This is a genomic window from Thiogranum longum, assembly GCF_004339085.1.
Taxonomy (GTDB): Bacteria; Pseudomonadota; Gammaproteobacteria; order DSM-19610; family DSM-19610; genus Thiogranum; species Thiogranum longum.
Genome location: NZ_SMFX01000001.1, coordinates 2,866,303 through 2,888,403, shown reverse-complemented (window position 1 = coordinate 2,888,403; position 22,101 = coordinate 2,866,303). Strand labels below are relative to the sequence as shown.

The 22,101-nt window shown below is 55.3% G+C and carries 22 protein-coding genes; 11 read left to right on the top strand and 11 right to left on the bottom strand.

The annotated features are described in order from the left end of the window. Positions 1–5: 5 nt before the first annotated feature. Together DFR30_RS14050 and rpsU are read right to left on the bottom strand one after the other, a co-directional pair. Positions 6–452 (bottom strand): GatB/YqeY domain-containing protein, encoded by a 447-nt coding sequence (locus DFR30_RS14050; protein ID WP_132974287.1) that lies wholly within the window; start codon positions 450–452, stop codon positions 6–8. A gap of 20 nt (positions 453–472) precedes the next feature. Next, positions 473–688 (bottom strand): 30S ribosomal protein S21, encoded by a 216-nt coding sequence (rpsU, locus tag DFR30_RS14045; RefSeq protein ID WP_132974286.1) that lies wholly within the window; start codon positions 686–688, stop codon positions 473–475. 186 nt (positions 689–874) lie between these two features. Between rpsU and DFR30_RS14040 the strand changes: the two genes are divergently transcribed. After that, a complete protein-coding gene (locus tag DFR30_RS14040) occupies positions 875–1,243 on the top strand; it encodes a YajD family HNH nuclease (protein ID WP_132974285.1) in 369 nt (122 codons plus the stop codon). 21 nt (positions 1,244–1,264) lie between these two features. After that, on the top strand, positions 1,265–2,290 hold the full coding sequence (tsaD, locus tag DFR30_RS14035; protein ID WP_132974284.1) for a tRNA (adenosine(37)-N6)-threonylcarbamoyltransferase complex transferase subunit TsaD: 1,026 nt from the start codon (positions 1,265–1,267) through the stop codon (positions 2,288–2,290). On the opposite strand, the gene plsY is transcribed toward tsaD, so the two are convergent. Next, positions 2,287–2,904 carry a glycerol-3-phosphate 1-O-acyltransferase PlsY gene (plsY, locus tag DFR30_RS14030; protein ID WP_132974283.1) on the bottom strand — a complete coding sequence of 206 codons (618 nt, stop codon included), beginning with the start codon at positions 2,902–2,904 and terminating at the stop codon, positions 2,287–2,289. The genes tsaD and plsY overlap by 4 nt on opposite strands. Positions 2,905–3,023: 119 nt before the next feature. Between plsY and folB the strand changes: the two genes are divergently transcribed. Genes folB through DFR30_RS14010 form a run of 4 tightly spaced genes read left to right on the top strand, consistent with a single transcriptional unit; the run spans position 3,024 to position 5,866 of the window. Continuing rightward, positions 3,024–3,380, top strand: a complete 357-nt coding sequence (gene folB, locus DFR30_RS14025) for a dihydroneopterin aldolase (protein ID WP_132974282.1) — start codon at positions 3,024–3,026, stop codon at positions 3,378–3,380. 4 nt (positions 3,381–3,384) lie between these two features. After that, on the top strand, positions 3,385–3,867 hold the full coding sequence (folK, locus tag DFR30_RS14020; RefSeq protein ID WP_132974281.1) for a 2-amino-4-hydroxy-6-hydroxymethyldihydropteridine diphosphokinase: 483 nt from the start codon (positions 3,385–3,387) through the stop codon (positions 3,865–3,867). An 8-nt stretch (positions 3,868–3,875) separates the two neighbouring features. Further along, positions 3,876–5,039, top strand: a complete 1,164-nt coding sequence (locus tag DFR30_RS14015) for a class I SAM-dependent methyltransferase (protein WP_132974280.1) — start codon at positions 3,876–3,878, stop codon at positions 5,037–5,039. 29 nt (positions 5,040–5,068) lie between these two features. Beyond that, entirely contained in the window at positions 5,069–5,866 is a 798-nt protein-coding gene (locus tag DFR30_RS14010; RefSeq protein WP_132974279.1) for an undecaprenyl-diphosphate phosphatase, read from the top strand. Positions 5,867–5,881: 15 nt separating this feature from the next. On the opposite strand, the gene DFR30_RS14005 is transcribed toward DFR30_RS14010, so the two are convergent. The 3 genes from DFR30_RS14005 to DFR30_RS13995 form a co-directional block, all read right to left on the bottom strand. Further along, positions 5,882–7,033 carry a tRNA nucleotidyltransferase/poly(A) polymerase-related protein gene (locus DFR30_RS14005; protein WP_132974278.1) on the bottom strand — a complete coding sequence of 384 codons (1,152 nt, stop codon included), beginning with the start codon at positions 7,031–7,033 and terminating at the stop codon, positions 5,882–5,884. Further along, complete coding sequence (locus tag DFR30_RS14000) at positions 7,030–7,986, bottom strand: complex I NDUFA9 subunit family protein (RefSeq protein WP_132974277.1); 957 nt, start codon at positions 7,984–7,986, stop codon at positions 7,030–7,032. The genes DFR30_RS14005 and DFR30_RS14000 overlap by 4 nt, the downstream gene beginning before the upstream one ends. A gap of 83 nt (positions 7,987–8,069) precedes the next feature. Then, complete coding sequence (locus DFR30_RS13995) at positions 8,070–9,998, bottom strand: transglycosylase SLT domain-containing protein (protein WP_132974276.1); 1,929 nt, start codon at positions 9,996–9,998, stop codon at positions 8,070–8,072. Between the two features lie 261 nt (positions 9,999–10,259). Between DFR30_RS13995 and DFR30_RS13990 the strand changes: the two genes are divergently transcribed. Continuing rightward, on the top strand, positions 10,260–11,090 hold the full coding sequence (locus DFR30_RS13990; protein WP_132974275.1) for a hypothetical protein: 831 nt from the start codon (positions 10,260–10,262) through the stop codon (positions 11,088–11,090). Positions 11,091–11,146: 56 nt separating this feature from the next. Here DFR30_RS13990 and moaA read toward each other — a convergent pair whose 3' ends face one another. The 4 genes from moaA to DFR30_RS13970 form a co-directional block, all read right to left on the bottom strand. Next, the gene (gene moaA / locus DFR30_RS13985; protein WP_132974274.1) at positions 11,147–12,124 is read right to left on the bottom strand and encodes a GTP 3',8-cyclase MoaA; all 978 of its coding nucleotides are present in this window, start codon (positions 12,122–12,124) and stop codon (positions 11,147–11,149) included. Positions 12,125–12,220: 96 nt separating this feature from the next. Next, positions 12,221–13,201, bottom strand: coding sequence for a dimethyl sulfoxide reductase anchor subunit family protein (locus DFR30_RS13980; protein ID WP_132974273.1), 981 nt, complete (start codon positions 13,199–13,201; stop codon positions 12,221–12,223). A 23-nt stretch (positions 13,202–13,224) separates the two neighbouring features. Then, a complete protein-coding gene (locus DFR30_RS13975; protein ID WP_132974272.1) occupies positions 13,225–13,956 on the bottom strand; it encodes a 4Fe-4S dicluster domain-containing protein in 732 nt (243 codons plus the stop codon). Between the two features lie 85 nt (positions 13,957–14,041). Beyond that, positions 14,042–16,954, bottom strand: coding sequence for a molybdopterin oxidoreductase family protein (locus DFR30_RS13970; protein ID WP_132974270.1), 2,913 nt, complete (start codon positions 16,952–16,954; stop codon positions 14,042–14,044). A gap of 323 nt (positions 16,955–17,277) precedes the next feature. Here DFR30_RS13970 and sat point away from each other — a divergent pair, with 323 nt between their 5' ends. Together sat and DFR30_RS13960 are read left to right on the top strand one after the other, a co-directional pair. After that, entirely contained in the window at positions 17,278–18,495 is a 1,218-nt protein-coding gene (sat, locus tag DFR30_RS13965; RefSeq protein ID WP_132974268.1) for a sulfate adenylyltransferase, read from the top strand. Between the two features lie 153 nt (positions 18,496–18,648). Continuing rightward, entirely contained in the window at positions 18,649–18,906 is a 258-nt protein-coding gene (locus tag DFR30_RS13960) for a hypothetical protein (protein WP_132974266.1), read from the top strand. A gap of 97 nt (positions 18,907–19,003) precedes the next feature. Here DFR30_RS13960 and DFR30_RS13955 read toward each other — a convergent pair whose 3' ends face one another. Then, entirely contained in the window at positions 19,004–19,795 is a 792-nt protein-coding gene (locus DFR30_RS13955) for a tetratricopeptide repeat protein (protein ID WP_132974264.1), read from the bottom strand. A 377-nt stretch (positions 19,796–20,172) separates the two neighbouring features. Between DFR30_RS13955 and DFR30_RS13950 the strand changes: the two genes are divergently transcribed. After that, positions 20,173–21,594: a form I ribulose bisphosphate carboxylase large subunit gene (locus DFR30_RS13950; RefSeq protein ID WP_132974262.1), complete on the top strand. Its 1,422-nt coding sequence runs from the start codon at positions 20,173–20,175 to the stop codon at positions 21,592–21,594. Positions 21,595–21,687: 93 nt separating this feature from the next. After that, positions 21,688–22,047 carry a ribulose bisphosphate carboxylase small subunit gene (locus DFR30_RS13945; protein WP_132974261.1) on the top strand — a complete coding sequence of 120 codons (360 nt, stop codon included), beginning with the start codon at positions 21,688–21,690 and terminating at the stop codon, positions 22,045–22,047. Positions 22,048–22,101: the final 54 nt, after the last annotated feature.

Here is a 22,101-nt window from a genome sequence, read left to right as displayed (position 1 = left end):
GTAAATCAGGCGGAGAGTCGTGCCTTGATTTTACCGCTGACGGCGCCCATGTCAGCACGACCCTGCAGCTTGTCCTTGAGTTGCCCCATGACCTTGCCCATGTCTTTCATGCTGCTGGCACCGGTTGCTTCAACTGCGGTGTTGATAAGCGCATCGATTTCCGCGTCTTCGAGCTGTTTGGGCAGATAGGTCTGGATGACTTCCAGTTCGAAACGCTCTTGTGCGGCGAGATCTTCGCGACCGGCTTTTTCGTACTGTTCCAGCGAATCGCGGCGTTGTTTGGACATTTTGTCCAGTACCACGGTGACTTGCGCATCATCCAGCTCGATGCGCTCGTCAACCTCGCGTTGCTTGATGGCGGCCAGAATCAGGCGGATGACGCCCAGCTTTGGTTTGTCGCCGCCACGCATGGCAGTCTTCATGTCCTGTTGGAGAGTATCCTTGAGGGCCATGTCAGACAGACAGGTATGAATTAGTACAGACGGGTGCGACGTGCGTTTTCGCGAAACATCTTTTTCGCGTGACGCTTTACAGCGGCGGCTTGCTTGCGCTTGCGTTCCTGGGTAGGTTTTTCGTAGAACTCACGGCGGCGGACTTCCGACAGGACACCGGCCTTTTCACAGGAGCGCTTGAAGCGACGCAGGGCAACTTCGAAGGGCTCGTTTTCGCGTACTTTTACTTGTGGCAAAGCCTATTCCTCTACAGGGACATTTCAAGGGTCGCGTAGTGTATCAGCGCCAGAAGAAAAGGTAAAATTTAGTTTTTTTAATATAATCAATGTGTCAGGGTGGGTTGCCAGGCTATTTCGCGCTGCTTTCAGTGTGCAGTACACTAACGGTCGCCGGAATTCACCCTGTATAAGACGAGAATACCTATGAGCAAGAGCAAGATGGACGAACTGGTTGCGGCTACGCACAAGTCCCGTGATGCCCGTGAACTGGGTTACCGGGAGCAGGCGTTGAAGTTATATCCGTGGATCTGCGGGCGTTGCGAGCGTGAGTTTGGGCGCGAAAACCTCCATGAGCTGACGGTGCACCACCGGGACCACAACCATGACTACAATCCGAGTGACGGTAGTAACTGGGAATTACTCTGCCTGTACTGTCATGATAATGAGCACCAGCGCCTGCTGGAAGCTGAGCAGCAGGGCACCGGCAAGTCGACTCACGCCGCCGGGACCGGTTCTTCCCCCGGCAGTACTCACAAGCCATTTGCCGGCCTCGAATCCCTGTTGAAGAAGTAATTAAACGGCACCCTGACGCCCATGCGCATACTCGGTATTGAATCTTCCTGTGATGAAACCGGCCTGGCCCTGTTCGATACCGAACAGGGCCTGCTGGCACATGCCCTGCACAGCCAGGTTGCGCTACACGCGGAATATGGCGGCGTAGTGCCGGAACTGGCTTCGCGAGACCATGTGCGAAAAGCCCTGCCATTACTCCGTAGCTTGCTGGAGAAGGCCGATATCGAGCCGCAGGCGATTGATGGCGTTGCCTATACCGCCGGCCCCGGCCTGGTAGGTGCGCTGCTGGTCGGCGCTTCTATTGGCCGCAGCCTGGCGTTTGCCTGGGGTGTGCCGGCCATCGGTGTGCACCATATGGAAGGGCACCTGTTGGCGCCGATGCTGGAACGTCCTGCGCCGGCGTTTCCTTTCGTTGCACTGCTGGTATCTGGTGGGCATACCCTGTTGGTGGAGGTGCTGGGCATCGGCCAGTACAAGATCCTGGGTGATACGCTGGACGATGCGGCCGGCGAAGCTTTCGACAAGACCGCAAAGTTGCTTGGCCTGGAATATCCCGGAGGACCGGTATTGGCGAAGCTGGCCTTGAAAGGTGATCCAGGGCGTTTCAGATTTCCTCGCCCGATGACCAACCGTCCGGGACTCGATTTCAGTTTCAGTGGGCTGAAGACCTTTGCGCTGACAACCTTCCAGGAAAGCAATAAGTGTGATCAGACGCGTGCCGATATTGCGCGGGCGTTTCAGGATGCCGTGGTGGATACACTGCTGATTAAATGTCGTCGCGCATTACAGCAGACAGGTGTCATGCGGCTTGTCATCGCAGGCGGTGTCGGTGCCAACCAGGCGTTACGCGACGGACTGACACACATGACCAAAGCGCTGGGAGCTGAACTGTTTTTTCCGCGCCTGGAGTTTTGTACGGATAACGGTGCGATGATCGCCTACGCGGGCGCCTGTCGCCTGCAGGCCGGTGAGCGCCAGGGCCTTGAAATCAGTGTCCGGCCACGCTGGTCGCTGGAGGAATTACCTGCACTTGGCATGTCCGCTTAGTCCTGATCTTGCAGATCATTCCCGTCCTTGTTGATACCACTCTCTTCACCACGCAGCAGGTTGCGAATATTCGAGCGATGGCGCCAGAACAACAGCGTGCCCATGAAAATGACTGCCACCAGCAGGACCGGTTCCTCGGGCTTCAGCCACAGGACGTACAGTGGTGTGAGCAGAATGGCGATCAGTGCTGCCAACGAGGAGATTTTGAACCCCTTGGCAATGACCAGCCAGCTGGCAATGGTCAGCAGACCTACTGGCCAGTACAGCCCCAGCAACACGCCCAGCACCGTGGCAACACCCTTGCCACCGCGAAAGCCAAAAAATACCGGGTACAGGTGACCAAGGAAGGCGGCCACTGCGACAGCGGACTGGATCGTGACGTCTGCCCCCAGTGCTTTAACCGCCAGCACTGGCAGCAAACCCTTGAGCATGTCGCCGGCGAGGGTGATAGCAGCGGCTTTCTTGCCGCCGATGCGCAGTACATTGGTTGCGCCCGGGTTGCCGGAACCACCGCTGCGCGGGTCGGGCAGACCCATCAGGCGGCAAGTGATAATGGCTGAAGAAAGGGAGCCCAGCAGGTAGCCGGCCAGTATGTAAACCAGGTTGATCATCATATGACTATTGGAAGGCTTTAGCCGGTCGTGGTCAAGCTGTCTGACAGAATCCCTGGCTGGTTCAGGGCCGGCAACCTGTATATAGTTAACAGCTTCTGAAGTACCTGAAAGTTTCAGCTATGGATATCATCTTCATCCGCGACCTGCGTATCGATACCGTGATCGGTATATATGACTGGGAGCGTGCCATCAAGCAAACCATACATCTCGACCTGGAAATGGCAACAGATATCGCCCGGGCTGCTGCCAGCGACCATATCAATGACACCCTGAACTACAAGGCGGTCTCAAAGCGTGTCATTGCATTTGTACGGGAAAGCCGGTTTCAGCTGGTCGAGACACTGGCAGAGCGTATTGTGGAGCTGGTCCTGTCCGAGTTTGATGTGCCGTGGATGCGATTGACCCTGAACAAGGGTGGTGCGGTAAGAGGCGCCCAGGGCGTGGGTGTTATTATTGAACGCAGCAAAGAGAGTTGAGCGCATGTCAAAAGCTTACGTAAGTGTGGGAAGTAATGTCGATCGGGAAAAAAATGTTGCGGCATCGCTTGAGCGAATGCAGTCAGAGTTTGGTGAGCTGCAGAGTTCCCGCACATGGGAGACTGCTGCTGTGGGTTTCGAGGGTGACCGGTTTTACAATCTTGTGGTGGCGTTTGAGACAGATATGGAACCCCGGGATCTGGCGCAGTTGCTGCATCGTATTGAGGATGAGCTGGGCCGGGAGCGAAGTGGCGGGAAATTCAGCAGTCGTAGCATCGACCTGGATCTGTTGCTCTATGATGACCTTGTCCTTGACGAAGAGGGGCTGACATTGCCGCGCCCGGAAATTCTTGAATATGCTTTTGTGTTATGTCCACTGGCCGAGATTGCCGGTGATATGAAACACCCGTTGACCGGGTTTACCTTTGCCATGCTCTGGAGACACTTTGATCCGACGGCTCAGCCCATGTGGCCGGTAGATCACTAGCGCGGACCATGCCGAATGAATCAATGTCACCGGATGCCGGGGCGCTCGCGCTCAGTGCGCAGCTGGTTGAGCATATCTCGGGACTGGTCAATCAGTCAGGTGGTTTTCTTCCTTTTGATGTTTTCATGGATGCGGCGTTGTATACACCCGGGCTGGGTTATTACAGCAATGGCCTGACGCCGTTCGGGGCGCAGGGCGATTTTGTGACGGCCCCGGAATCAGGGGGTCTGTTTGCGCGATGTCTGGCACGCAGTTTCGTACCTGTATTGCAGCAACACAAGGCATCCGTGCTGGAGCTTGGTGCAGGCAGCGGCAGGCTTGCTGCAGATCTGCTCACTGGCCTGCAAGACCTCGACGCATTACCGGAGCGCTATGCCATCCTGGAGCGCAGCCCTGCCATGCGTGCCATGCAGCAATCACGTATAGCGCAGTTGCCGAAAGTGTTGCAGGGTCGCGTTGAGTGGGTAGAGGAGTTGCCCCATGACTGGACGGGTGTCATTTTTGGAAACGAGGTAGCCGATGCCTTGCCGGTAAAACGTTTTCACTACCACGAGCATGGCGTGTCCGAGGCCGGTATTGAAGTGTCGGGTAATGATCTGCGGTTGCAGGAAACCGGGGCTGACCCTGAAAGCGTGGAGTATATTACTTCACTGGCACGGCAGTACGGCTGGGAGGGTGACTACCAGACCGAATATTGTCCGCCACTGAAAGAATGGGTGGGCCGTCTGGCAGACTGTCTTAAACAGGGTCTGTTGTTACTGATTGATTACGGCTACGGGCGAGCCGAGTATTACCATCCGCAACGTAACGCCGGTACACTGATGTGCCACTATCGTCACCAGGCGCATGACAACGCGCTCTGGTGCCCCGGTCTTCAGGACATCACGGCTTTCGTTGATTTTACCTCCGTGGCTGAAGCTGCCACTGAAGCCGGTCTGGACTTTGCCGGGTATACCAGTCAGGCGCGCTTTCTGGTTGGCGCCGGGATTGACCGGGTTATGTCAGAAGCCGATCCAGATGACCTGCCGCGTTTCCTGGAAATGACCGGTGATGCCAAACGCCTGATGTTGCCAGGCGAAATGGGTGACCGCTTCAAGGTTATTGGCTTTTCACGAAACCTTGGCGGGGTTGTCCCCGGATTTGATTCACAGGACCTGCGCAGTCGGTTATAAAGCGCATTCACAATTAAAGAAATAAACTTATGGATATGCTGCACGCCGTTGTCCTTGCGCTGGTTCAGGGGCTGACCGAATTCCTGCCGATCTCCAGCTCTGCGCACCTGATCCTGGTGCCGGTTCTGCTGGGCTGGGAAGACCAGGGGCTTGCCTTCGATGTCGCCGTACATTTCGGTACCTTGACAGCCGTGGTGGTGTATTTCCGTCGTGAGCTGCGCGGGATGTCCGTTTCCTGGCTGGATTCCTTGCGTACACGCAATCCCGACGAGGAAGCCAGACTGGCCTGGGCTGTGTTGCTGGGTACAATCCCGTTGGGTGTGGGGGGGTTGCTGTTTCACGAACAGGTATCAACATTGCTTCGTTCACCATTGGTGATTGCCAGTACAACAATTCTGTTCGGTCTGGCGCTCTGGTATGCCGACGTCAAGGGTGCGCAGACGCGCTGCGAATACCGGATGGGTGCCTGGCGTGTTGCGGCTGTTGCGTTTGCGCAGGCGCTGGCATTGATTCCCGGAACCTCCAGGTCAGGTGCGACGATTACAGCGGGCCTGCTGGTGGGGCTGGATCGCAAGGCGGCCGCGCGGTTTTCTTTTCTGTTGTCCGTGCCGGCCATTGCCATGGCTGCGCTTTACGAAACCGGGAATCTGCTTGAGACCACGGAGCCGGTGGATTGGGCCGCCATGTCTACCGGTATTGTGCTATCGGGGCTAAGCGCCTACCTGTGCATCCATTACTTTCTCAAACTGCTTGACCGGGTAGGTATGCTACCGTTCGTTATTTACCGGTTATTACTTGGTGCCGTACTGCTTGTATTGTTCTGGTAGGTCGGGTGCCTGTCGTTATTTCGGCAGCGCGTCGGAGATCGCCTGGCAGCGTTTTTTGTTTATGGCAGCACCAATCGCCGGGCCACTCAGGGAAGGTTCATCCAGAAAGTTTGCATTGATGGCGACGGCTTTCTGCCTGGCGTCGTCAAGTTGTTGCGCCCGCTCGCGGGTAATGCGTTCGGAGAGTACATAGGTGTCCAGTAACCGGTGCCAGCGCGAGGCATCGTGTAATGCGCGGGTGGACTCCATAATGCCCAGTAATACGCAGGGGTCATTGCTGGCAATATCCGTTTCATGCCGGATAGCGCTAACGGCCAGCGCCTGGTATTCACCCGGTACGCGGTAGCGCTTGCAAATGGCTTCTGCATCGGCGATGCGTTGTTCGACTGTTTTGTCGGTATGCAGGGATAGCAGGAGTGCAGCGAAGCGTACGCGGGTGTCATCGGTCTGTTCGGCGCTATGTCTGAGTGCGCTGAGTGCGCGGGGCAGTTTGTCCGAACCTGTGTGTGTGCCCGGATCATCTGCGTAGGTTGACTCGATTTCAGGAAACAGTATCGCCAGCACCCCGCAACCGTGCAGTACCGTAAAAAATTTTTCCGGCGCATCAGTTGCCAGTGCCTTGTTCAGTTCTGCCCATACCCGCTCGGGAACCAGGTGATCGACTTCACCTTTCTCCACCATGTTTCGCATCAGTGTGTTCGTACCATGCGTGACACTGAAGCCCATTTTGGCGAAGCGGGCGGCGAAGCGGGCCACGCGCAGTATCCGTACTGGGTCTTCGGCAAACGCCGGGCTGACATGGCGTAGCTTTCCAAGTCGCAGATCTTCCTGCCCGCCGTAAGGGTCAATCAGCTCGCCCTCGGGACTTTCTGCCATGGCGTTTATCGTCAGGTCGCGGCGTTTGAGATCTTCCTCCAGCGTGACATCCGGGGAAGCATGAAAGGAAAAGCCCTTGTACCCAGGTGCGGTTTTTCGTTCTGTCCTGGCCAGTGCATACTCTTCCCCGGTTTCGGGATGAAGAAAGACAGGGAAATCCTTGCCCACCTGTTTGTAACCGAGGTCCAGCATTTGCTGCGGAGTGGCGCCCACCACTACCCAGTCGCGTTCATGGACAGGCAGTCCAAGCAGCTTGTCACGTACCGCGCCCCCGACCAGGTAGATCTTCATCCCTGGCGGCGTGCCGTGGCACGAAACCGGAAGTAGCGTGCGCGCATGCTGGCATCACCCAGGTAGGTGGGTACAACGGATTCGACAGAACGTGGCTGGATACCGAGTTCGGGCAGTGCGTTGTTCTTGCATACACTGTCGATCCTGAGAGAGTAGTAGTTATCCAGGCTGAACGGTTTTCCCGGTAGCAGGCCGAGAAGCATAGCTTGCAGACGCGACAGAATATCCGGCAGTTCGATGACAAATGTTTTACGGCCGGTGAGTCGCGCTGTATAACGCACCAGTTCGCCGAGGCTATACTCCCCCGGGCCGCACAACTCCAGTCGCTGCCCTATGGTTCGTTCATTGCCCAGCGCCTCGATGAAGGCGTCAACGACATTACCGATATATACCGGAGCGAAGCGCGCCTTTGCGCAGGCCAGCGGGAATACCAGTGGTGACAATGCCAGCAGTGAGGCAAAGCGGTTGAAGAAGCTGTCGCCGGGGCCGAAGATGACCGATGGCCTAAAGCTGGTGGTTTTGATGCCCGGCGTCTGGTGTACCAGGTCTTCACCGGCACCCTTGGTTTTCAGGTAGCGGCTGTGTGATTCATTGACATTGGCGTTGAGGGCGCTCATGTGAAGCAGACGTGTTACACCGGCCGCGCGCATGGACTTGACGATGGCACCGGGCAGTTCAACGTGTGCTGTCTGGAAACGGCTGTTGCCGGTTTCATTAAGGATGCCAACGAGGTTGATTACCACATCGGTATTCTGCAGCAGGGCGCTCAGGCGGTCATGGTCGTAAGGGTTGGCTTCAACAAGCTGTACTCCGGGGTGCACACGAAATTCGCGGTGCCTGGCCGGGCGCCGGGTCGGTATAGTGATGCTATGGCCCAGATCCGCCAGCCGGAAAACCAGGTGCGAGCCAACGAAGCCCGTGCCGCCGAGTACGCAAATACGCAATGCTTTCATGTCATGCCCTTGGTGTTTTGGATTAAATGACCGGGCACAGAGTTTACGGTGGTTTGAGATTATGTCTAGCCGGACAAGGCGTGTCAGTAGCGCCCATGCACATCGGGCAGCCGTTGTGACAGGCGTGTGAGGGGCTGTGAAAGGCGCCAGTCAAATATGGTTGCATAGGCCAGTACCTGCTTGACATAGTGGCGGGTTTCGCGGAATGGAATGTTCTCCATCCACAATGGCGCTGGCAGAGAGCGGTTTGTGGGCAGCCAGCGGCTGACCCGGTGTGGCCCGGCATTGTAGGCGGCGGCTGCCAGTACCGGTGAGCCGTTGTAGCGCGTCATCAAGTGGTTGAGATAAGCGCTGCCGAGGCGAATATTCTGGTCTGACTTCAACAGTGCGCGGTTGCCTCCATAGCGAATGTTCAGGCTGCGTGCTGTTTGCTTGCCGGTGGCTGGCATCAATTGCATCAGCCCAAGTGCGCCGACGGCTGAGTGGGCGTCTTCCATAAAGGCGCTTTCCTGGCGGATAACGCCATAGATCAGTGCCGGGTCAAGGTTGTATTGCGAAGCGGTGGCAAAAATCGATTCGCGGTGTGGTAACGGGAAGCGTAGTGCCAGGTCGTCCCAGTTCCGTGCCTGGGCTGCGGTTACGATTGCGCGGTCGTGCCAGCCCCAGCGATGCGCCAGTACGGCAGCTTGCCTGAGTTGTTCCTTGTTCATGCTGGCTGTGCTGTAGAACCATTCGCGGCGCGCATCTGTCCGTTTGCCGACCCGGTAGAGCTCCTGCGCACGTCTGACACCGGGCTGACCTGCCAGTGCATCGAGTTGTTTTTTACCGATCTTCAGGCGGGAGTCATTCATCTGGTAGGTTCGGCCGAGTTTGTCAGCCGCAAGAAAACCGTAGTAATCACGTTCAGTGCTGAGCCGGGTATAAGTTGTCAGGGCATCGCCCTTCGAGCCCAGTTGTTCCTGGGCCCAGGCGTGCCAGTAACGCCATTCCGGTTTTTTGCGCTCTTCGGCGGGAAGTTTTTCAGTCCATCGCTTGACGTCCGCTGCATCCTGGCGCATCAGTGCATTTCGTACGCGCCACTGGCGAAGGTCACGGTCGGCAGCTGACTCCGGAACTTCTTCCAGCCAGCGTTTGGCGTCCGGCTTGTTGCCCAGTGCTGCGGTCAGGGCGATATCGTGCAGTATTTTTGCATTCTGTGAGACACTGAACCTGTGGCTGGTGCGAAGCGTCTGCCAGTGCATGTAGGCCTGACCAGGTTTATGCCGTGCCAGGCGTTGTATGGCGTGCACCAGTATCTCGCGAACCAGGGGCGTGTCTTCACTTGCCCATGGGCTGGACATGGCGGCTGTCGGGCGGCGATGGGCGTGGTACCAGCGAGTGACCCACTCACGATCCTCGGCAGACAGTTGTTTGGCAAGGTAGGCCGCAAGGCTCGACTTCTGGTTGGCAAATGCCAGTCGAACACGCTCCCAGATGTGTGCGCTGGTCAGCCGGGAGCTGGCGGAAAGTTGCTTGAAGACGGGATCACAGGCGTCGGGTTGTGAGTGACCGACCAGCCACAGTTTTAGCGCGTCATTCAGCGCAGTGTCCCGGTCTTGCCCCAGTTCCAGTCTTGCGCGGATTTCATTGCATTGCAGGGTGATCGAGGACTGTGGCCAGTAGAAAGCCAGGTAATTTTCCCAGTCACCACGTTTTGCCAGCATGAAAAGCCAGTTGATGCGCAGGCGCGTGGCAATCGGCTGGTCATTATAGAGCTGAAAGAACTCCCGAACCTCGTCGGGCTTTGCCTGGCTGAGGTGGCGCTTCAGCGCCCAGTAGTCCAGGTAACCGTACAAGGGGTAGGTGATAAGCTTTTGTTTTAGCCGTTTGAAGGTTTTCTTATCGCCGGTCTGCAGCGCCTTTTCTGCTCGCAGGAAATCATCGCGCTGCCGGTCCAGTGAGTCGGCAATACTGTACTGTGCCAGGGACAGGCCCAGCAGTATCAGACAAACTTTGATAATTCGGTACTTCACCGGGTACTACGTTCCATGTTGAGTGGCATTGTCACAGCGCCACAATAAAAGACTCTTTCCAAAGGTACAATGGCGGTATGAATGTTTCCTCCTTTTGGGTAAGTTATGCGGCGTTAGGTGTATTTGCCGGTTTAGCGGCCGGTCTGCTCGGTATTGGAGGTGGTCTGGTTATTGTGCCGGTGCCGGCCAGTGCTGTTATCAGCATGGTGTCTGGATGGTATTGAGAGGGTGGTGGTTGAGATCTGCTTCTCCAGGTTATCCATGACCAGGGAGAGCTTGCCTGCACGTGGTCTCGGTTTATTAGAGAGAGCCCCGGTGATTCTGAATATAATAAGCTTACTGGTTTTATTGCTGGCAGGGTGCTCGTCAGTTGCAGTGCGCAACCCGGTAAAAATGTCCGGGAACGATAACAAGGTTGTCATTAATTACTGCATAAAGTCATCTGCCCGCATGAATATCATTGATAAAACGTTATCGAGTGAAGAAAACAGGAGGTTATTTGAAAGAAATATTGAAGCCGCTGTTGAAGACATTCATGACTATGTTGATTCAAATGCACTTGAGCTCCCGTTTTTCAAGTTCAGTGAATTACCAACATGTAACCTGGCGCTGCAATCAGTCACACCTGATGCATCGCTATTTCTGACACTTGAGCTTTCTGGTTATGGCAGTATTAAGGAAAAATGGAAAAAGGTGCTTATTGGTACCGGGGCTATTGAGGCAGTCGTGCAAGGGGTAGTGGTAGGATCTGCCACGCAAAATGTATGGCTTGGTCTGGGTGTTGCTGCCGAGGAAATGACTTCAGAGTATTTAACCTGGAATGGTGTTGACTGGGTGTTAGGCGAAACGTTTGCGCCCGTAACACTGGAAGGTCGGATGATAACTATAAAAACCCGGAAGGTAGTCTGGGAAGACAGTTATTTTGTAGCAAAAAACAATGACGAATTGAGGAAGCTGGGCAAGGAAGAAAAAGCAGACAAGACAAGGCAGCTGGAGGCAAGCCTGCATAAAGTTGAAAGAAAGCTTATATCCAGGCTGAATGACTATCTTGCAAAAGACGTACTGCAAAAACCCTTGGGTAGCCCTCCATAAACCTGCCGCGTAAACAGGAAAAATCCTGACCTGTGCCCGGAGTTCAGAAAAAGTTCTTAACCACCTGTCATCGACATGAAGCGCACAACCTGCTCAGGCTTGTCGCGGAACTCATGGCGTTCCGGTTTCAGTGTGATGGCATGGCGCAGGGTGTCTTCCAGTTCACTGTCGCTCGCGCCTCCACGGAGGAGCGGGCGCAGTTCAACCTTGTCGTTCTGTCCAAGGCAAAGATACAGCGTGCCATCGACAGACAGGCGTACACGGTTACAGGTTTCACAGAAGTGTTGCGAAATGGGAGTGATAAAACCGATGCGCAGTTCAGTGCCGGCGACACGTACATAACGCGCCGGACCACCACCTGGCATGACACCGGGTACCAGTTCAAACCGTTGTTCGAGCCGTTTACGCACAGTTTGCAGATCGACGTAGTGCTGCGAAGCAGAAAGCCCGGTTTCACCCATTGGCATGGTTTCGATAAAGCGCAATGTGAAATCATGCTCGATGCAGAAATTGACCATGTCTTCTACTTCATCATCATTGACATCGGCCATGACCACCATGTTGATCTTGATGGGGTGAAAGCCGGCATCGCGTGCTGCCATCAACCCGTTCAGTACCTTTTCCAGTTTGCCCTGGGTGATATCCCTGAAGCGGTTGGCACGCAGGCTGTCGAGGCTGACATTGATGCGGGAAATACCGGCCGACTCAAGTGCTTTTGCGTGTTTGGCGAGACGTGTTGCATTGGTGCTCAGTGACAGGTCTTCGATTCCCGGCAGCGCCGACAGGCGGGCCGCCAGTCGGGGAAGATCTTTTCGCACCAGGGGTTCGCCACCGGTCAGGCGTATGCGCGTAACACCCAGTCGCCCAAAGGCCGCCATGACACGTTCGATTTCATCGAAGGTCAGCCAGTCTTCCGGTTCCTCGAAATCGTGGAAACCTTTTGGCATGCAGTAGCCGCAGCGCAGATCACAGCGATCTGTCACCGAGAGGCGAACGTACTCGATCGGTCGATTGAAGGGATCGACAAGTTGCATAAATCAGGATCCTGATCAGTTCAGGTCAGTATAGTCCGACCGTAGCGCGCTTGCAGTGCAGGTTGCTTTGACCTGTATCAAGGTCCGGGGTTTGATTCAGCCAACGGTCTGGTAATACAGGTTTTGCGGATGGTTGGACTGGGCGAAGAAAAACCAGCGCTCCAGTAATAATCCGGAATACTGGACCAGAAAGGCCGCAATCAACAGGCTGAGGGCATGGGTGCTGAGGCCAACCGACACCAGCACTAATGGTACAGGAAATACCAGTACCAGGAATGACCACTTTATCAGGCTGAAAATGTGTTGTGGTGCGCCATGAAAATACTCGCGGGTATTGAAAGACCCGCACATAAACCCCTGGGCCTTCTGCTCGATGCGTGCGTGACGGATACCAATAGCTGTTTCCAGTGAGGTTTTATGCTTGATGCGCGCATTGCGTATCAGGCTGGCGGTACGTGTAATGAAAGCAACCACTGTCATCAGGATGGCCCAGCCGCCGAAGAAATCGGTCAGTTCCGACCCCTCCCAGGCGGCGAAAGCAGTGGCCAGCAGGAAACCGGAGGCACTACCGAGCAGGGTGTAGTTTACAACCGTCAGCGGAGTGGCCCATTCCTGTAACTGTTTGATGCAAGCGTAGATCATGCCGGTACACAGGAACAGGGTGAAGCCCAGCAATGATGCGCCGGCTCCAATGATCAGTGACAGGTCGATTTCAAACGTTTCGCGGAAGGTATACAGCACCGGATTCCAGCCGAGGTAGTGAATCAGTCCATAGACTGCAACCGCGCCCGTGAAGGCAGGTAGCACGATTACCTCACGCGACAGCCATGAGGTCCGCCAGCAGGCTGCGGAGCGCCAGGCGCGTTCCGGGTGTCCCAGGTGGAAGAAGGAGCTGAGCAGGCCGGCCAGCAGCAGCAGTACTGCCAGCAGGCTGCCGAGGGCGTAGAAATGCGCCGAGTCCTGGACCGGCAGCACCTTGAATACCGAGTACAGCTGCCCGGTGTAAAGCGCCAGGAACAGCCCCTGGCCTGCTCCTATCAAGGTGGTCAAAAAAATAACAGAAAATGCGGGGTGCATAAGTGTGCTCCAGTGTAAATCGTTTACCAGCTCGTGGTTTCGTCCAGTGTCGGGTCGTCGGCATCCGGCATGGGCAACTGACGTTCCTTGTAGAGCGGGTTGTCGGCGCGGATCAGCTCATCTTCGTGGATGGTGATGCTGGTCTTGCGCCGTGGCAGGTAATGGTTGGCCGGGCGGGTACCCCATTCGGGCATAAGCTGGTAACCACCACGTTCGCGTATGGCCTGGGCGGCTTCCGAATCCGGATCATTGACGTCACCGAACAGGCGCGCACTGGTCGGACAGGCCAATACACAGGCCGGTTTGCGTTCGTTCTCCGGCAGTGACTCGTCATAGATACGATCTACGCACAAGGTGCATTTTTTCATCACCTTCTGGTGTTCGTCGAGTTCCCGTACGCCGTACGGGCAGGCCCATGAGCAGTACTTGCAGCCGATACACTTGTCGTAGTCAACCAGCACAATGCCGTCCTCGTCGCGCTTGTAGCTGGCGCCGGTCGGGCAAACGGGTACGCAGGGCGGGTCCTCGCAGTGCAGGCAGCTCTTCGGGAAGTGTACGGTTTCGGTGTTGGGGAAATTACCCACCTCGAACGTCTGCACACGGTTGAAAAAAGTGCCGGTCGGATCTTTACTGAACGGGTTCATGTCGGCCATGTAGCCGGCAGTGCCGGAGGTATTCCACTCCTTGCAACTGGTGACACAGGCATGGCAACCCACGCAAACGTTCAGATCGATGACTAAAGCTAATTGTGACATTCTGTATGTTCCCCTGTGCAGGAGCGGGACTGGCCTCGATGAAGGTTTACACCTTTGGCGATCAGGCCTGCTCCTGCGGTATGGTTCAGGATTTTTTCCTGCCGGCGAAGTAGGTTAACCAGCGGCCACGTTTTTTCTCCATGGCCTGCCCGGGTACCGGTTGCACCGGGTCGAACTGCGGTGAAGTGACTTTCGGTTCGCCGGGTTCCGCCGGGTAGATGCGAACATGCACGTCGTACCAGCCCGCCTGGCCGGTAATCGGGTCCGAGTTGGAGAGATGTTCGCCATCTTCCGATGGCGGCAGTTCTTCACTGATCACATGGTTGAGCAGAAATCCCTGCTTCGATTCATTGGCATCGGGATCCAGACCCCAGGCGCCGGGGCCCTTGCCGATCGCGTTCCAGGTCCAGACCGTGCCGGGTTCCACCGCTTCGGAATAACGACACAGGCAACGTACCTTTCCGTGCATGGATTCGATCCACATCCAGCCGCCGTCATCGATCCCGGCTTCACTCGCTGTTTTTGAATTTACATATAAATAGTTGTAGGTGTGAATCTGGCGCAGCCAGGCATTCTGCGAATCCCATGAATGGTACATCGCCATCGGACGCTGGGTTATGGCATTTAGCGGGAATTTGCGCATGTCCGTAGCTTGCGATTCCAGCGGCTGCGAATAGAACGGTAGCGGATCGAAGTGTGTTTCGACGCGTTTACGCAGGTGATCCGGTGGCTGCTTGCCGTCCGATTTGCCCTGGGCGGCAAGGCGGAACTTCTGCAGGACTTCGGAGTAGATATGGATGTTGATGGGTTCAACGTAACGTGTCAGTGCATGACGCTTCGACCATTCAAGATAACCCTGGTTCCAGTTACGCATGTACTGGTAGGACTTGGGTAACTCGTACTGGAATACGCAGTTGTTCTTTTCGTACATCTCCCACTGTTTGGGATTGGGCTCGCCCTTCATGAATTTCTCGCCGCCCTTGCCGCGCCAGCCGGCCAGGAAACCGATGCCGGAACCGGGAGCCGTTTCGTAGTTGACCACGAAGTCCGGGTAGTCACGAAACTTGCGGCTGCCGTCAGCATTGGTGAAGGCCGGCAGCTTGAGGCGTGAGCCCAACTCGATAATGACTTCCTGGAACGGCTTGCACTCGCCGGTCGGCGGCAGCACGGGGATGCGTACCGAGTCGACCGGGCCATCGAATTCGGAAATGGGGCGGTCGAGCATGGACATACAGTCGTGTCGTTCCAGATAGGTGGTGTCGGGCAACACCAGGTCGGCATAAGCCACCATCTCCGACTGGAAGGCATCTGCAACAATCAGGAACGGGATTTTGTACTGGCCGTCCTCATCCTTGTCGTTGAGCATCTCGCGCACTTCGCTGGTATTCATGGCAGAGTTCCACGCCATGTTGGCCATGAAGATCAGCAGTGTGTCGATCCTGTAGGGGTCGCCGCGCCAGGCGTTGGTAATGGCATTGTGCATCAGGCCGTGAACCGACAGTGGGTATTCCCAGGAGAAGGCCTTGTCGATACGCACCGGGCTTCCATCGTCGTTGACGAACAGGTCGTCCGGGTCGGCAGGCCAGCCGAGCGGCATGCCGTCCAGGGGTGTGTTGGGTTTCACCGCGCGCGGATCGTTGGGTGTCTTGGCGCAAGGCGGGATTGGACGCGGGAACGGTGCCTTGTGACGGAAGCCACCGGGCCGGTCAATGGTTCCGAGGATACTCATTAATATAGACATCGCCCGGATGGTCTGGAAGCCATTGGAGTGCGCCGCAAGTCCGCGCATGGCATGGAAAGCGACCGGGTTGCCGGTCACTGACTCATGTTCGTTACCCCAGGTGTCCGTCCAGGGGATCGGGAGTTCGATTTTTTCATCACGAGCCGTAATACCCATCTCATGGGCCAGGCGCTTGATGGTCTCCTCGGGAATGCCGGTAATGCTGGATGCCCATTCAGCGGTGTAGTCCTTGACGCGATCCACCAGCAACTGGAATGAAGGCTTCACCGGTGTACCGTCGTCGAGTTTGAACTCGCCGAGGAAGTAGGGATCGGCACCGGGGGTGTGGGTGGAAATCGGCTTGTTCAGCTCGCGGTCCCACCATAATTTGTTTTGCGGGTCGAAGCAGCCTTCTTCCGGTGGGACCTCGAAGCGTACGAACATGCCGTACTCGCTGGATTCCCGGTCCATATTGACCAGTTCCGCAGCATTGGAATAGTTGACCAGGAAGTCGCGGTCATACAGACCCTGCTTGATAATTTCATTGGTCAGGGCCAGGAACAGCGCGCCGTCGGTGCCGGGCTTGATAGGAATCCATTCGTCGGCAATGGCCGAATAACCGGTACGCACCGGGTTGATGGAAATGAATTTGCCGCCCTGGCGTTTGAACTTGGACAGTGCCATTTTCAGCGGATTGGAGTGGTGGTCTTCCGCAGTGCCGATCATCACGAACAGCTTGGCGCGATCCAGGTCCGGCCCGCCGAACTCCCAGAATGAACCGCCGATGGTGTAGATCATGCCCGCGGCCATATTCACGGAACAGAATCCGCCGTGTGCGGCGTAGTTCGGGGTGCCGAACTGTTTGGCGAACATACCGGTCAGTGCCTGCATCTGGTCGCGGCCGGTGAACAGGGCAAATTTTTTCGGGTCGGTTTCGCGCAGCCCGCCGAGGCGTTCTTCCATGATTTCGAACGCCTTGTCCCAGGAAATCTCCTCGAATTCGTTGTCGCCACGATCGCTGCCGGCCTTGCGCAGCAACGGTTTGGTCAGGCGTGCCGGCGAGTACTGTTTCATAATGCCGGAGGAGCCCTTGGCACAGATGACGCCCTTGTTGAGCGGGTGATCCGGGTTGCCCTGGATATAGCGGACTTCACCGTCGCGTAGTGTCACACGGATACCGCAGCGACAGGCGCACATGTAGCAGGTCGTATTCTTGACCTCGATGCGGCTCTGTTCGTCGAGCGCTTTCGAAAGCGGATCATGTATCGGGTTGGACATAGGTGTTATCCCTGTTATGCCTGGTCATGGCCAAAAGACCGAGCAATTTACTAGACTATTGCCGATTACTGCCAATAAGCGTTTCTGAACCCGCCATTAAATATCATAATATACTAATATACAAAATATAATTATATTTAAAACAGTTAGTTATAATATCCCTTGTTGCGCAATTAAACAATAAGGTGACTTTATGGTGTAGTAAATTAAAACTGTTGGCATTCCCCTCTGGCATCATTAAGGTTACACCCCCTGCTCATAGGGGAAGCTGTGCCTTTTTTGCGCAGATAACCAGAATATAGACCTGTTTCGGAAGGAGTCTCATGTCCAGTTTAGTGAAGCCTCATGGTGGTGGAGATCTGAAGCCACTGTTGCTCGAAGGCGATGCACTCGCCGCGGAAAAGGAGCGTGCTGCTTCGCTTCCGAAGGTTAATATCTCATCACGCGAAGCCGGTGACATCATTATGATGGGCATTGGTGGCTTTACCCCGCTCGAAGGCTTTATGACCAGGGCCGACTGGCAGGGCGTATGCGATGGCATGAAGATGGCCAATGGCCTGTTCTGGCCGATTCCGGTCACCCTGTCTGCTGACACGGCAACAGCTGACGTGATCAGTGAAGGCGATGACGTTGCCTTGTACGACCCGGAGCGTGACGAAATTCTCGCAACAATGACGGTCACTGATAAATACACCATCGACAAGAAGCACGAGTGCATGATGGTCTACAAGACCACCGATATGGAACACCCGGGCGTGAAGATGGTCATGGAGCAGGCCGACGTAAACCTGGCTGGCCCGATCAAGGTGCTGTCGCAGGGCGGCTTCCCGGAGGCCTATGGTGACCAGTTCATGACCCCTGCGCAGACCCGCGCCGAGTTCGAAAAACGCGGCTGGAAGACCATTGCGGCCTTCCAGACTCGCAATCCGATGCACCGTTCCCACGAATACCTGGCCAAGATCGCTATCGAAACACTCGACGGTGTTCTTATCCATTCGCTGCTCGGCAAGCTGAAGCCCGGCGATATCCCGGCCGACGTGCGCAGCAAAGCGATCGGGACGCTGATTGAAAAATACTTCTCTGACAACACCGTCATCCAGGCCGGTTATCCGCTGGATATGCGCTACGCCGGTCCGCGTGAAGCGCTGCTGCATGCGCTGTTCCGTCAGAACTACGGTTGTTCCCACCAGATCGTCGGTCGTGACCATGCCGGTGTCGGCGACTACTATGGTCCGTTCGATGCGCACCACATATTCGACGAGATCGATGAAGACGCGCTGGTCACCGAGCCGCTCAAGATCGACTGGACCTTCTGGTGCAACAAGTGCGACGGCATGGCCTCCATGAAGACCTGTCCGCACGAAGGTTCTGATCGCATCCTGTTGTCGGGTACCAAACTGCGCAAGGCGCTGTCGGAGGGTGAAGAGGTGTCCGACAAGTTCTCACGTCCCGAGGTGCTGGAAATTCTGCGCGCCTACTATGCAGGTCTGAAGGACGACGAAAAAGTCGAGATTAAAATGTCTGGCCATTCAGCCAAGTAAGTTACTGAGCAGTTAATAGTTAAAAAAAAGCCCGCGCATGTAAATGCGCGGGCTTTTTTTATGCCCGGATAAAAAAATTGTAGTAACGGAATTCCTTAACGTGGCACCGGTATTGCTAGTTAGCGCGGACGCATAACAAATACGGGAAAAAGAATGAAAAACAGGGATTTTTTACGGACAGCCGCGGTATATCTGACGCTGTCACTGGGGATGTCGGCAATACCGTCAATAATTCAGGCCGAAGAAGCGAAGACCGGGGAACCGATATTACTGGCAGGAGTGGTATTGAATGGCCAGAAGTCTGTTAGTGCCGCTTCTGCCGAAAGTGGTGCAGATGCCTTCAGCGTGTACCATGTACTGGCGGGTGGTCTGCTTGGGCTGGCGCTGGTGTCTCGACGTCGTTCGGCCTGAAGGGTCTATTGCCACGCTTCCCGTGGCTAAGCCCCGGGGGTGAGAAAAGAAGCCGAAGCAGAGCACCCGCCGGAGCAGTCGTTTTTGCCTGTGGTGCCTATTCAAGAGGAACGCTTTCGGTCCAGTTGGTTTCCGGCAAAAATTCTGCCTCCTCTTTGACTGCGTCGGCTTCTTCCTGACGACCCAGTGCGGCAAGGATATGGCTCTTGAGCAAGGTGGCCTCCTTGTGGTTCGGGTTTAGCGTCAGTGCCTGATTGACCCTGCCGAGTGCCTGTTCATCCTGTCCGGTTAAAAATAGCGACATGGCCAGGTTGTGATAGCCTTTCTGGTAACCCGGCTCAATTCTGATCGTGTCGGTAAAGTGCTCTATCGCTTTTTCATAGTCACGTTTTTTAGCGTAGATTATCCCGATATCATCGTGTGCCTCGGCATTTTCGGGGTTTAGTTCAAGCGCTTTATCCAGGTCTTTTTCAGCATTCGCGTAATCCTGTAACCACATATAGCGTACACCGCGTTTGGTGTAGGCCAGCGAGCTGTCAGGGTTGCGATCGAGGTATACCGTGAGATCGGCAATCCCCTCACGAATCATCCCTTGTCGTGCCAGCGCCATACCTCTGCCGAAATACGCCTGGTCTGCACCAGGATCCAGTTCTATGGCAATGGTGTAGTCCTCAACTGCATCGAAGAATTCCCTTTTTCCAAAATATAGGTCGCCGCGTTTGATGTAGAGCTGTGCATTATCAGCATTACTGTTTATCTGTTTTGTTATTGATTCAACTGAAATTTCTGCCTGGGCGTTAGCCGGTAGCGGGAGGAGAAGGCTGCACATCAGAGTTGTGCCGAGTAAAAGCCTACGCCCGCTAAAGGGGGGTGCATCTTTTAGTGACATGGTTACGAACCTCCATACCTGGATGAGGGTGTCATTACCTTAATGAGAAGATTAGCCGGGATAATATTCCGGCGTTGGGGTAAACCGAAAACACCCCGGGCACCTCGATAGCGCCAAGCTAATGACAATATTCTATAATAATATCAGTAGATTAAATGTTAATTACTTGCCGGATTTGCCAAACTTACGATCAGTATTGCTTATGGATCATATTATAATTATTTACTTTCATTAATGGTTCTGAGCGTCTAGCATGCGACTTCCCGTTTGGCAGGGCAGTGTCCCCGAAGACGGATGAGCTGATTTCCCGGTGGCAAAGCCGCGCAGGTGAGGTCGGGAACGGCACGACCAATTTCGATTGTATTAGGAGGTTTACCATGGCAGTAAAGAGCTACAACGCGGGCGTTAAAGAGTACCGCGAAACTTACTGGATGCCCGATTACACGCCCAAGGATACTGACATCCTGGCGTGCTTCAAGATCACCCCTCAGGCAGGTGTGCCACGTGAAGAAGTAGCTGCTGCGGTTGCTGCCGAATCATCCACCGGTACCTGGACCACAGTGTGGACCGACTTGCTGACCGACCTGGACTACTACAAGGGTCGTGCCTATGCCATCGAAGATGTGCCGGGTGACGATACTTGTTTCTATGCCTTTGTCGCCTACCCGATCGACCTGTTCGAAGAGGGTTCTGTCGTTAACGTGCTGACCTCTTTGGTCGGTAACGTATTCGGCTTCAAGGCCCTGCGTGCCCTGCGCCTGGAAGATATCCGCTTCCCGGTCGCCTATGTCATGACTTGTAATGGACCCCCTCAGGGTATCCAGGTCGAGCGCGACATTCTCAACAAGTACGGTCGTCCGCTGCTGGGTTGTACCATCAAGCCTAAACTGGGTCTGTCCGCCAAGAATTACGGCCGCGCCTGTTACGAAGGTCTGCGTGGTGGTCTCGACTTCACCAAGGATGACGAGAACGTCAATTCACAGCCGTTCATGCGCTGGCGTCACCGTTTCGACTTCGTTATGGAAGCGATCCATAAAGCCGAAACCGAAACCGGCGAGCGTAAGGGTCACTACCTGAACGTTACCGCTCCGACTTCTGATGAAATGATGAAGCGTGCTGAATACGCGAAAGAAATTGGCGCGCCAATCATCATGCACGACTACCTGACCGGTGGTCTGTCCGCTAATACCCAGCTGGCCCAGTGGTGTCAGGACAACGGCATGTTGTTGCACATTCACCGCGCCATGCACGCCGTGCTTGATCGCAACCCCCATCACGGTATCCACTTCCGCGTATTGACCAAGATCCTGCGTCTGTCTGGTGGTGATCACCTTCACTCCGGTACCGTTGTCGGCAAGCTGGAAGGCGACCGCGATGCAACCCTGGGCTGGATCGACACCATGCGTGATTCCTTCATCAAGGAAGACCGTTCGCGTGGTCTGTTCTTCGATCAGGACTGGGGTTCCATGCCGGGTGTTATCCCGGTTGCTTCCGGTGGTATCCATGTATGGCATATGCCGGCACTGGTTGCGATCTTCGGCGACGATTCCTGCCTGCAGTTCGGTGGCGGTACGCTGGGTCACCCCTGGGGCAACGCCGCCGGCGCTGCTGCCAACCGTGTCGCGGTTGAAGCCTGTGTTGAAGCGCGTAACTCGGGTCGCGAGCTTGAGAAAGAAGGTAAGGAAATCCTTACTGCCGCGGCGAAGCATAGCCCGGAACTCAAGATCGCCATGGAAACCTGGAAAGAGATCAAGTTCGAATTTGATACCGTTGACAAGATCGACGTCGCGCATAAATAAGCGACCCGCGTAACTGGCCAACAGTGGCAAGGTGCCTGTTTTAATGCCGGGCACCTTGCCGCCTGATCAAATAAATATTTGGAGTAAATCACAATGAGTGACGTACAAGATTACAATTCAAGCCTGAGCGATGCCGCCCAGAGCCGTAAATTTGAAACGTTTTCCTACCTGCCGCCCTTGAGCAAGGATGCCATCCGTGCCCAGATCCAGTACATTGTGGATAACGGCTGGAACCCGGTTATCGAGCATACCGAGCCGGAAAATGCGCGTAGCAACTACTGGTACATGTGGAAGCTGCCGATGTTTGGTGAGACTGATGTAGACGCTATCCTGGCTGAAGTCGAGGCTTGCCACAAAGCACATCCGAACAACCACGTTCGTCTGCTGGGCCTTGACAACTTTGCGCAATCTGCAGGGACGGCAATGGTTATCTACCGCGGTCAATCTGTTTAATCACGGCCGGGCAAGACCATAAAGATCAAGCCTCTGCCCGGACGACTTCGGTCA